General features: G+C 34.8%; 12 protein-coding genes. 1 reads left to right on the top strand and 11 read right to left on the bottom strand.

Going from position 1 to position 12,195, the window contains the following annotated elements:
- Positions 1-46 precede the first annotated feature (46 nt).
- The 11 genes from ABJF52_RS13800 to ABJF52_RS13750 all read right to left on the bottom strand — a co-directional run bounded on the left by ABJF52_RS13800 (position 47) and on the right by ABJF52_RS13750 (position 10,203).
- Positions 47-1,291 (bottom strand): TCR/Tet family MFS transporter, encoded by a 1,245-nt coding sequence (locus ABJF52_RS13800; RefSeq protein WP_348151329.1) that lies wholly within the window; start codon positions 1,289-1,291, stop codon positions 47-49.
- Positions 1,292-1,399: 108 nt separating this feature from the next.
- Entirely contained in the window at positions 1,400-2,254 is an 855-nt protein-coding gene (gene atpG, locus ABJF52_RS13795) for an ATP synthase F1 subunit gamma (RefSeq protein ID WP_348151326.1), read from the bottom strand.
- A gap of 73 nt (positions 2,255-2,327) precedes the next feature.
- Complete coding sequence (atpA, locus tag ABJF52_RS13790; protein WP_348151324.1) at positions 2,328-3,908, bottom strand: F0F1 ATP synthase subunit alpha; 1,581 nt, start codon at positions 3,906-3,908, stop codon at positions 2,328-2,330.
- Between the two features lie 39 nt (positions 3,909-3,947).
- A complete protein-coding gene (gene atpH / locus ABJF52_RS13785) occupies positions 3,948-4,487 on the bottom strand; it encodes an ATP synthase F1 subunit delta (protein ID WP_348151322.1) in 540 nt (179 codons plus the stop codon).
- 2 nt (positions 4,488-4,489) lie between these two features.
- On the bottom strand, positions 4,490-4,990 hold the full coding sequence (locus tag ABJF52_RS13780; protein WP_348151320.1) for a F0F1 ATP synthase subunit B: 501 nt from the start codon (positions 4,988-4,990) through the stop codon (positions 4,490-4,492).
- Positions 4,991-5,076: 86 nt separating this feature from the next.
- Positions 5,077-5,268, bottom strand: a complete 192-nt coding sequence (gene atpE, locus ABJF52_RS13775; protein ID WP_091865249.1) for an ATP synthase F0 subunit C — start codon at positions 5,266-5,268, stop codon at positions 5,077-5,079.
- 68 nt (positions 5,269-5,336) lie between these two features.
- Positions 5,337-6,464 carry a F0F1 ATP synthase subunit A gene (atpB, locus tag ABJF52_RS13770; protein ID WP_348151319.1) on the bottom strand — a complete coding sequence of 376 codons (1,128 nt, stop codon included), beginning with the start codon at positions 6,462-6,464 and terminating at the stop codon, positions 5,337-5,339.
- A 118-nt stretch (positions 6,465-6,582) separates the two neighbouring features.
- Positions 6,583-6,975 (bottom strand): DUF6168 family protein, encoded by a 393-nt coding sequence (locus ABJF52_RS13765; RefSeq protein WP_348151316.1) that lies wholly within the window; start codon positions 6,973-6,975, stop codon positions 6,583-6,585.
- Positions 6,975-7,205, bottom strand: coding sequence for an AtpZ/AtpI family protein (locus ABJF52_RS13760; protein WP_348151314.1), 231 nt, complete (start codon positions 7,203-7,205; stop codon positions 6,975-6,977). Before ABJF52_RS13760 ends, ABJF52_RS13765 begins: the two co-directional genes overlap by 1 nt.
- Positions 7,183-7,644: a polymer-forming cytoskeletal protein gene (locus tag ABJF52_RS13755; RefSeq protein WP_348151311.1), complete on the bottom strand. Its 462-nt coding sequence runs from the start codon at positions 7,642-7,644 to the stop codon at positions 7,183-7,185. Before ABJF52_RS13755 ends, ABJF52_RS13760 begins: the two co-directional genes overlap by 23 nt.
- 3 nt (positions 7,645-7,647) lie before the next feature.
- Complete coding sequence (locus ABJF52_RS13750) at positions 7,648-10,203, bottom strand: hypothetical protein (RefSeq protein WP_348151309.1); 2,556 nt, start codon at positions 10,201-10,203, stop codon at positions 7,648-7,650.
- A gap of 803 nt (positions 10,204-11,006) precedes the next feature.
- On the opposite strand from ABJF52_RS13750, the gene ABJF52_RS13745 reads away from it, so the two are divergent.
- A complete protein-coding gene (locus ABJF52_RS13745) occupies positions 11,007-12,077 on the top strand; it encodes a hypothetical protein (RefSeq protein ID WP_348151307.1) in 1,071 nt (356 codons plus the stop codon).
- The last annotated feature ends 118 nt before the right edge of the window (positions 12,078-12,195 follow it).

Here is a 12,195-nt window from a genome sequence, read left to right as displayed (position 1 = left end):
ATTAGCGCCTGTTTTTAAACACTTGACCAAAAGATTCTATGTAGAATTAGTATTGACGAGTTTCTAAGTAGATATCAGAATCTAAGTCCATTTTCTTCATGGCAATTACTGCAAATACAAAAGCTACTAACAGGAATATCGATGCCAAGGCATATGGAGCACCCGGAAAATAAATAGTTCCTTCCGGTCGAATAAAATAATAAAACACTGCTGAAAACGCCAATTGACCAATAATTGCAGTTACACTTACCAATCCTGTAATAGCACCTTGTAGGTTTCCTTGTTCTTTTTCTGATACTTGGTTCGAAATAACTCCTTGAATGGTTGGCCCTGCCACACCACCGAAAGCATATGGAATTAGGAACGCATATAACATCCAAGGTTCTGAAGCTTGAGAAAATAAGAACATACCTATGGTCCAAAGCACAAATCCAGCGATTATGGTATTTTTCTTTCCAAATTTCTTCACTACTACACCAACTAGAAACCCTTGTGCAATTGCAACCAACAATCCAACAACCATAAGTGACACACCTATTTCTCTGGGACTCCAATCATATCGTTCAATACCATAATATGACCAGGTTGATGGCAAAGCTTGTCCTGCCAAATTCGCTAAGAAAAACGCAAAAATCAATAGTAAAACTCCTTTATAATTTCGCAAACTTACTAGTGACACTCCAGGTATCATTTTCGCTGGAATTATTTGGCGCCTATTTTCAAGCGTTAAGGATTCGGGCACAAAGAAATATCCAAAAACAAAATTCGCAAATGTGAGACCGGCTGCAATGTAGAAAGGTAATCTAATATCAATATCACCAAAAAACCCTCCTATTCCAGGTCCAATGATAAAGCCTAGGCCAAAAGCAGCACCAATAAGCCCAAAATTCTTCGCCTTATTTTCCTTAGTACTAATATCAGCAATATATGCTGATGCCACTGTAAAACTAGCTCCTGTAATCCCCGCTAAAAACCGCCCTACAAATAACCACATAATGGTCGGCGCCCATGCATGGATTAAATAATCAATACTCAACCCAAAAAGTGCTAATAATAAAATAGGACGTCTTCCGTATCGGTCTGAAATTTCGCCTAAAACAGGTGAAAACAAAAATTGCATACCGGAATATGCAGTCATCAACCACATACCATAAATTACGGCTTGTGCTGTTCCTTCGCCAGTTAACTCCATAATTAAATCGGGAATGATAGGTATAATTATTCCGATACCAATTACATCAACGAGAATGGTAATAAATATAAATAGTAAAGCCTTTTTGTTTGATTGCATTGTGGCAGCAAAAGTCGTGTAAAAAATCGAATATAAATATTCGTGCAAAAAGAAACCCCACATTGCTGTGAGGTTGTATTATTTTTAAATCCTTTTCAGGATTTAAGTTTAATTGTTCAATGCTTCCGCACCTCCTACAATCTCAAGGATTTCGTTGGTAATAGCAGCTTGTCTCGCTTTGTTATATGTCAATTTCAATTGATCTCTAAGCTCAGTAGCATTATCTGTTGCTTTATGCATCGCCGTCATACGTGCACCGTGCTCACTTGCAAAAGAATCTCGAATACCTTTATACAATTGTGTTTTTAAAGATTTAGGAATCAGTTGCTCTACAATTTCTGGCTTTGATGGCTCAAAAATATAATCTTTACTTGAAACCTCACCACCCTCAGTTGGTACAATTGGTAAGAACTGCTCAGTCATTATTATTTGAGTAGCAGCATTTTTAAACTTGTTGTAAACAATATCAATTTTATCGTAAGAGCCATCAGTAAATTGATCCATAAGCCCTTCAGCAATAGTGGCAACATTATCGAAAGTTAAGTCATCATAAACCTCACTATGATTGGCAACAACATTAAAGTTTTTACCTAAAATATCGTTTGCTTTTTTACCTATAGCTACTATATCTACCTGCTTTCCAGCATACGTATCTTCAACTAATAAAGTACTCTGCTTAATAATATTAGTGTTAAAAGCACCACATAAACCTCTATTTGATGTAATTGCCACTACTAATACCTTTTTTACCTCACGCTGATCAGAAAACTTATTCCCAGCTTCAAGACTACTACTTAGGTTCTGTAATAACTCTGTCAATTTATTGGCATAAGGACGCATTGCCGTAATAGCATCTTGGGCCTTTTTTAATTTGGCCGCAGATACCATTTTCATAGCACTGGTAATCTGCATGGTTGATGAAACCGATGCTATCCTATTCCTTATTTCCTTTAAGTTTGCCATACTATATAGTATTAAGTATCTAGTAAAAAGCATCAAGTTATAACACTCAATACTTTTTACTAGTTACTATCTTTTACCCTTTATACTTCGCTGAAAGATCCTTTGCTACTACTGTTAATGTATCAATTACCTCATCAGTCAATTTTCCTGATTTCAAAGTATCTAATACACCTCTATGCTTAGCATTCAAGAATTCGATATAATCACGTTCAAATTCTTTTACTTTTTCAACGGGCACATCACGTAACAAGTTTTTAGAACCTGCATAAATAATTGCAACCTGATCTTCTACAGTAAACGGATCGTTTTGTGCTTGCTTTAAGATTTCAACGTTTCTTCGTCCTTTTTCAATAACGTTTAATGTTGCCGCATCTAAATCTGAACCGAACTTAGCAAATGCTTCTAACTCACGGAACTGTGCCTGATCCAGTTTCAATGTACCAGCAACTTTCTTCATTGATTTAATCTGAGCGTTACCACCAACACGAGATACAGAAATACCCACGTTAATCGCTGGTCTTACACCTTGGTTGAATAAATCTTGTTCTAAGAAAATTTGACCATCTGTAATCGAAATTACGTTGGTAGGAATATAAGCAGAAACGTCACCCGCTTGTGTTTCAATAATTGGAAGTGCTGTTAACGAACCACCACCTTTTACCATTGGTTTTAAAACTTCTGGCAAATCGTTCATGTTCTTTGCAATTTCATCATCATTGATAACTTTTGCAGCACGCTCTAATAATCTAGAGTGAAGGTAGAATACATCACCAGGATATGCTTCACGACCCGGTGGTCTTCTTAATAAAAGTGATACTTCACGATAAGCTACCGCTTGCTTTGATAAATCATCATAAATAATTAATGCTGGACGACCAGTATCACGGAAATACTCACCAATAGAAGCACCTGCCATTGGAGCATATACCTGCATTGGAGCAGGATCAGATGCGTTGGCAGCAACTATAGTTGTGTAAGCTAATGCCCCTTTATCTTCTAATACTTTTGCAATACCTGCAACAGTAGAAGCTTTTTGACCAATAGCTACATATATACAATAAACAGGCTCACCTGCATCGTAAAATTCTTTTTGATTTAAGATGGTATCAATACAAACCGTTGTTTTACCAGTTTGACGGTCACCAATAACAAGTTCACGTTGACCTCTACCTACTGGAATCATGGCATCAATTGCCTTAATACCACTCTGTAATGGCTCGGTAACTGGCTCACGGAAAATTACACCTGGCGCTTTACGCTCTAGTGGCATTTCATATGTATCACCAGCAATAGGACCTTTACCATCGATAGGATTACCTAGTGTATCAACAACACGACCAACAATACCTTCACCAACTTTAAGTGAAGCTATACGTTGTGTACGTTTTACTACAGCACCCTCGCTAACTCCTCGAGAAGGACCTAATAGTACAACACCAACGTTATCTTCTTCCAAGTTAAGTACAATACCTTCTAGGCCACCTTCGAATTCAACTAATTCACCATATTGCACATTAGATAGTCCGTATACACGGGCAATACCATCACCAACTTGCAATACTGTACCCACCTCGTCTAAAGAGGCTTCAGCCTTGAAACCTGATAATTGTTTTTTTAAGATTGCTGATACCTCAGCGGCTTTTACTCCTGCCATTTTTCTAGATATAAGTCTTAGGCGTCTTTGCCTTAATTATTATAAACTCGTTGCGAATTCTCGCTTTAAACTACTTAATTTATTTGCTATACTAGCATCATATTGTAAATCGCCTACTCTAAGAATAAAACCACCAACAATACTCTCGTCAATTTTGTTTTCAAGCACCACTTTATTACCAGTCATACTTTCAACTTTATTTAAAATTTTCTTTTCCATTTCAGCAGTTAACGGAACAGCGGTAGTAACGTGCGCTACACCTTCGCCTTTTAACTGCTCATTTAGAATGATAAACTTTTCCGCGACTTCATTTAATAAAGACACTCTTTTGTTGTCTACTAACATCGTAATTAAGCCTTCCGATATGGCATGACTTCCTTTAAAAACTTCTGAAAGCACTTGCTTTTTATCTGAACCTTTAATTACAGGACTTGCTAACATCTCACGTAATTCAGAACTATCAGCAATGGTTGCAACAATTGAACGCATATCATTTTCAATAGCGCTTGTTGCTTTATTATCAACTGCTAAATCTAAAATCGCTTTTGCGTAACGTATGGCTGCTCTTGAATTACCCATTCTTAGTTCAATTTGATATCACCCAACATTTCATCAACCAATTTCAATTGCTTGTCTTTGTTAGAAAGTTGTTCTTTAATCACTTTTTCAGCTATCTCCACAGAAAGGTTAGCTACCTGACTTTTAATATCAGCCACTGCAGCTTTCTTTTCACTTTCAATTGTCGCTTGGGCCTGCTTAATCATTTTATCAGCTTCCACATTAGCTGCTTCTTTGGCGTCTTCAACAATTTTGTTTTTCATGTCGCGGGCATCTTTCATCATAGCTTCACGCTCAGCTCTTGCTTCTTTTAACAGCTTCTCGCTATCAGCAGTAACATTTTGCATTTCTTTTTTAGCCTCTTCAGCTGCAGCTAATGCATCTTTGATACCATCTTCTCGCTCGTTAACAGCTCCTAAAATTGGCTTCCATGCGAATTTCCACAATAAAAAAAGTAGTAAGCCAAACAACAATGTTTGCCAAAAAAATAGTCCAAAAGAAAACTCTTCTATTAATTTTTCCATTTCTAATTACTTTATAAAACTCTTAATTTTTAAAATAAAGTAACAGCTACAACCAACCGTTGCAACTGTTACTTAAGAACATAGAATTATACTGCAAATAATGCAGCAAATCCAATACCTTCAATAAGTGCAGCAGCAATTAACATCGCTGTCTGAATCTTTCCGTAAGCTTCTGGCTGACGTGCAATAGCGTCCATTGCTGAACCACCAATTTTACCGATACCGATACCAACACCGATTACAACTAAACCTGCACCTACCATTACTGGAATCTCCATAATATATATAGTTTAAAAATTAAAAATTCAATCTTACAATTGACACTTTAATGTCAATAAAATTAATATTATAAATGTTGTACTTCGCCTTCATGCTCTTCTGCATGCTCATGCGTTTCACTCGCAAATCCAAAATACAACGCTGATAACATTGTGAAAATATATGCCTGCAATAAGGCTACTAAAACCTCTATTAAAGATATAGCAAAAGCCAAACCGAACGATAACGAACTTCCTAACCAACTTTTAAAAATAAACATCAACCCAATTAAGCTCATCAATACTATATGTCCCGCCTGCATGTTTGCATACAATCGAATTAGCAATGAGAATGGCTTAATAAAAATCCCCAATACTTCAATTGGGATTAATATCGGATATAAAAGAAGTTTACCATACCAAGGAAGTGTATTTCCTAATGGATCAAAAATATGCTTCCAATAATCTTTTGTTCCAGTAAAATTGGTAAATAGAAAAGTTAGCAGTGCCAATGCAAAGGTTATGGCAATGTTTCCAGTAACATTTACACCTAATGGCGTTAACCCAAAAATGTTTAAGAACCATATGAAGAAAAATATGGATAATAAGTACGGCATGTATTTCTTATACTTTTCCTCACCAATGTTAGGTCTTGCAATGTCATCTCTTATATAAAGAATAATAGGCTCAAAAAATCGACCAGCACCAGTAGGTATCCCTCCGTTTTTCCCATAAGACTTAGCTAAACCACTAAACAAGAAAAACATCAATAAACACGTGACAAAAATCATCACTACACTTTTTGTAATTGAAAAATCTATAGGCTTTTCGTTTATTGGGTGATGCGCCTCATCATAATTGATAGTACCTTCTGCATCCGTCTTGTAAATTTTACTATGGTATAACTTATAGTAATTACCATCTACCTCAGCAATCTCCTCACCGTGATGAAACTTTGAAGATGAAAATACTTTTAAACCATTATCCCACAATATGACTGGAAGCGGAAAGCCTACATAAACATGCTCGTGTTGTTCATTAGTATATGAATACAATGAAAAATCATGCGAGTCTTTAAGGTGATGCTGAACATACTCCTTAATTTCAGTTTTGAGGTCTTTTTTTGGGTCGTCAGAAGTGCTTACTTCTTTAGCAAATGAACTAGCACTTAAGAGGAGTGCTGCTACCAAAAGGAATTTCGTAAAGTTTATGCGCATATTGCTCAAAAATATCGGTCTCTAAAAATCGCTGCAAATGTACGGCATTCTTCTAGAAAGAAAAAAGCATTTTAAATCTTTATTTTTAAGCCCTTAGAAGCATCAACAATACGAGGAATTATTTTAGATTTCGAAGCATTTTAGCCATATAAATAGTTTCATAAAAAAGACAAATAACATAGGGTATAAAGAATGCAGCGAATTCCAACCTACTCATTTCTCCATCCATTTTATATGCAGGATAAAAAAGAATGAAAAAGAAAATGAACTTTATAAAACTACCAGCCATAAAAAGAAACCCGATATAGTCCTTAAGTTTAAATCTAAAATAATATAGCGAAAGGTAAATAATAAGAGCTAGTGAAGCATTCACAATATATGATAGTTGTATTTTGTTTCCGAAAACAGGTAGGCCCATATTTTCTAAACAATACGTGTGTATAACAAAAACAACGATTAACGTAAATAATAAGAGAAGAACAAATTGTACTACTGGATTTATTTTTAGCATCAATACTTAATTCGTTTTAACTGACGCAAAACTACCCAAATAGCAATTGCCACACCAATTAGTGTGGCAATTGCTGTAAAAATTCTTTTTTCAGTTTGATAATGCGAATCGAGCCAAAGACCTCCTTTAGCTGCTAAAAATATTATCGCACCCATTTCAATGCCAATGCCCGAAAGCAATGCCACATTTTTCAGATTACTTTTTTTCTTAAGAGGCTTTTGCTTTTTCACTTCCTGAGTTTGAACTACCAAAAGAAGATTTAAAGCCACTTGAAGATGATGTGGCACTAGAAGATGCTGTTGACCCTCCTCTTCCTTTCATTGAACAAGATGCATTAAAAGCTGCTCCTGGTTCTACTGCTAATTTAGTTACGGTAACCGTACCCTCAATTACAGCTGAAGATTTTAATGATAATAAATCAGACACAATTAACTCGCCATTAAAGCTACCATCGATATCTGCATTTACACACTCTACTTTACCTTTTATTAGCCCGTCTTTTCCTATCACTACTTTACCAGTAGTTTTTAAATTTCCGTCTAATTTTCCGTCTATTCTGAAATCTGCTTCAGAAACGATATCACCTTTAATTCTAGTGTTTTTTTCTATTCTATTGGGTTGTCCGCCGATCTCATTCATATTTCTAGGTTTTTGTTTATCTGAAAACATTATTTATGGTTTTGGGGTTAACATGTAGTCCTTATATTCTTGTAAGTTTTTATGTACTTGTATTATTTTGTAGTGCGATGATAAAATAACAAAATTCTTCTCATTAATCTTGTATTTCTTGTTAATTTTTAACAACTCATCAAAGCCTAATGCATAATCTTTAGACTTAAAACCATGCACTACTATAAATTGGTTTTCTAAATCGTAAATATCTTTCGAAACAAGGTTTTTGTAATTTAAATCTTCAATTGCCAACTCTAGCTTTTCTTTCAAAGCCAAAGCACTCTCGTTATCAGATCTTTTATACGGATACATCACCTTCCAATTACCAGCTCCTTTTACCACTGCGCTCGAAGGAAAGTCTTTTTCAGCTAGTTTAGGCAATTGCTCAGAAATCATTTTTTCAGCCTTTTTACCTTCTGGATTATTAGGATAAGTCAATGCTACATAATTCAAAGCTTCCTTAAATGCCTCAAATCCATTTAACCTGCCCAACGCATTTGCCTTCAACATCTCAAATTTTGGCACAATTGGATCTCCCGTATATTTATTAATGTTTTCTTCTGCACCTGTAATAGTTTCTAAAAACTGTTGGTCTCTATATTTTTTATACAAAGCCTCATATCTAGCATCTGGACTGTCGCCACTATTGGCTAAAACAGCTTGTGGATTTAAGAGTATTTCAGCATAACGAGAATCGGAATGATTGGTAATAATATTATTCTTCATTTCGGCCGCTAAAGGACTGCCTTGTTCTTCATATATTTTATAAAGATTATATTTTGAAGGAAGTATCAATCGTTCTTCTGGCTTAGAGTCTAAAACATCTTCTAATTTTCCAGCAGCTAATACATTCTCTTTAAATTTCTCCTTATATATTAATCCCAATTGATAATTAGCAAAGTTTCTACCTGTATTTAAACTATCTATAATCTTACCATCCATTGGTATTTGATTTAAATAGTATTCCACAGAATAAATTTCTTCATTTGTTGGCCCTGCATTTAAGCTATCATTTGCTGTAACAGCATTTCCTTCTGTTGCTTTTGGGGCAATTTTGGTTTTGTTAGACCAACGCCAATCATCTTCCAACTCACGATCACCCCATCTTGTTCTAAAATCGGTTTGACCGTATCCAAGACTTGTTATATTGTAGAAATAAAATTTACCTTTATTTTCCTTACCACCTTTAGTTTCTCCAAATGCCGCAAAACCTGCATTTCTAATCTTTTCTTCCTTTTTAGCAGCTTCTTCTTCAATTCGCTTTAATTCTGCTATATGCTTTTCAAAATAAGCAACTTGATCTCCGTCAGACATATTATACAAACCTATAACACTGTCAGCATACTGCACAATGTCTTCGTACTTTATAACATCTTCTAAATTGTCAAATTTCTTTTTTGTGGCCCGAAATTTTTTGGTGTTCTCCCTTAAATTGGTAAGTACACTATCATAATATGCACCAGCAGTTTTATATTCATTTTCGTCAAAATTATATTCCGCTAAATTTTCATAATTAAGCGCATTTAACTTTGGCTCATTTTGTGTTGCTCGCAACGACTTATTAAAATAAGCTATAGCCATACTATCATTCTCTTTTTCTAAATGATACTCGGCAATTTGACGGTAAATTTTATCTAAAAATGGTCTATTCTCGCGATTTTCTTCAAGATCCGTTAAATACTCCAATAACTCTAACTCGTTTTCTGGAGTTACTTCGGTATTCATTATTTTTTGAAGGTGCGCATTAATCATATATACCCTAGGGGACCTTCTGTTTAAATCTATAACCTTATCAAAAGCATAGTTGGCACTATCTTTATGCCCCATTTGATTATACAACTGCCCGATGATATAATAATATCTCCCTTTCTCTGGATTCTTTTTAGTGTAGTACGATGCAATTTTTAGGTTCTGTACAGCGGTATCAATCTCTTTAATATTTATATATGCTTGAGCCATCATTGCTCTAGCATCTGCATACTCTTGATCTTTTAAGGTTTCAAACTTAAATAACCTTTTAAAGTTCTTTATTGCAAGTTCTTCATTCTCAAGTCGGATATTCACTTTTTCACGCCATATATGAGCTTCATTAAGTTTATCGCTATACGTGTATTTGTTTAGGATGTAATTAAAAGATTCTAGTGCTGGAATATATCTTTGGTCGAAATAACGTGCTTTACCAAGTAAAAGGAAAGCTTCATCGGTTTGTGGATTTCGCTCTTCATCTTTAATATCCATACTATGTTTTTGTATGGCCTTCGTTGCCTTTTCTTCAGCAATTATAAAATTAGGATTGTTGTCTTCAGAATCAAGTTTAATTTCTTCAGTAACTTCTAGTCGTTCTACAGGTAGCACTTCCCAGTAATCATCTTTGTAATCTAAATGCAATTGTTCTCTACCTTCATCAAAAGCAATATTACCATTGTATAGTACATTATACTTAGTATTAAGTGCATGCCAATTTCGATTAACAAATGCATCTTTTTTAGTAGAGCAAGCATTAAAAGCTAATCCTGCAAAAATGCACAGTAACAATAATTTATTTCGAAGGTTCAATATTCTATTATTTCGTATAATAGGTAAACTTAAAAACAACAGGAATATTATGTATTTGGTCGATTAAATGTTGAACTGTTTGGCACGGGAAGCATTCAACCTCAAAGAAGTAACGGGCTTTTTACCGACTTAGCGGTTTGTTACTTGCTAAATTGAAGAAATAAATTCAAGCAAATGAACCTTTCATTCTCAGTTTTTTGCCTTTTATCGAAGTTCTCTCAGTATTACCTCAACGTTGGTAATACTAAACAGACTATAGGGTCCGAACATAGCTTGGTACGAGTTTTTCAATTAGCTCTTTCCAATTAATACTATTGTCAACTAAAATGTTGAAAATGTATTGTATTTATCCACTTATACCACACGTAAAAACAACTACTTTTTTTTTAAATACTAATTAGGAAGGACCTTTTGACCCAAGTGACTCACTCCAAACACCTGTTCAGCAATATATTTTTTTAAGCTACCAAAGTTCTTTCTAGGCTCCATTTTTGATTTGTTACCCTTATAATTATATATTCTGAGTGGGTTTTTTAAAAAATGAAAAAAATAATTTCTTTTTTTTACCTAGGTATTTACAAAATATTTTAGGAACATAATTCACTCTACATATACCTGCTTTTTTCTAACAAGTTGATCTTCAATTTGTTTCTTCCTTTAGAAATACGTCTCATAAAAATCCCATTTATTTTTCTTATATAAAAATTACACAATCTTTCAGTAAGGGCACTGCTATAGAAAGATATTTCCTACAATAAGCGTATAGAACTTGCGTTATCAACCAAACCAATAAACAAAACAAAATGATAAACAAAAAAACAAGTATTACTTTTTCGATTTTAACTTCCTTACTCATGGGAGCATCTATTACAAGTTGTAGCCCTGAAGATGGCATTAACGGAATAAATGGTATTGACGGAATAAATGGCATTGACGGAGTTGATGGTGCAGACGGAGCTGATGGTGCTGATGGTGCAGACGGCGAGGATGGTGCAGACGGCGAGGATGGCGTAGATAATTCAGGGAAGACGTATTTAATATTAACGGGCGACATTACCGATGCCGAAGCAGCTGAAAAAATATTGAATGATGTAGGGAGTGATACCCAATACATTCGAGTAGAAGAAACAACCGAACTAACTACATTAGATTTTAGTGCGATAACCGAGGATTTGCAATTAATAGATTTAATCATTGAAGATAATGATGCGCTTACCAGCGTTATGCTACCATCTGTAACTAGTGTGAGCGAAGACTTATATATTGGAGACAACATATTGTTGACTACGCTTTCACTTGACAATATTACTCGAGTTTACGAGTATATTGAAATTTATGATAATTTAGCCTTAACGAGTATCGATTTTCCCATGCTAAAATTAATTGGTTCTGACATGTACCTCGAATATAACGATGCCTTAACAAGCATTAATTTTCCCTTGTTAGAATCCGTAAGAGGTGATATTCAAATTAACGATAATCCCCTTTTAACGAGCATCAGTTTACCTTTGTTAAACTCAATAGGGGATGATTTATATTTTTCGGATAACGATGCCTTGACAAGTATTGCTATTCCGTTACTAGAATCAGTGAACGATAGATTAGAAATCAGCAATAATAGCTCATTAGAAGCACTTACAACACCAGCATTAGCAACAATTGGTGGTAATAATATTGAACTTGATGAAAATAAACTTAATCTAAGCAGTGTTAATGGTCTCCTAGTTCATTTGGCAGGCATTAGCCCTATGTTAACAGGTAAAACCATAGATTTAAGACAAACACCCGATACGGTACCAACAGGCGACGGCCAAACTGCGATAAGCACCTTGGAGGGTAATTCAAATACGGTAAATGTGGATCAGGACCTATAAGTCTGCGTATAATATACAACTCACCAAAAAAGAGGCAATTTAATAATTGCCTCTTTTTTTATATTAAGTATTTTTCATTCCCTTAATACCACTATTTTGTACTTCTTTAGCCATAAAC

Source organism: Aurantibacter sp., from assembly GCF_039941195.1.
In the GTDB taxonomy this organism is placed as follows: domain Bacteria; phylum Bacteroidota; class Bacteroidia; order Flavobacteriales; family Flavobacteriaceae; genus Aurantibacter_A.
This window is presented reverse-complemented; position numbering and strand designations above follow the sequence as displayed.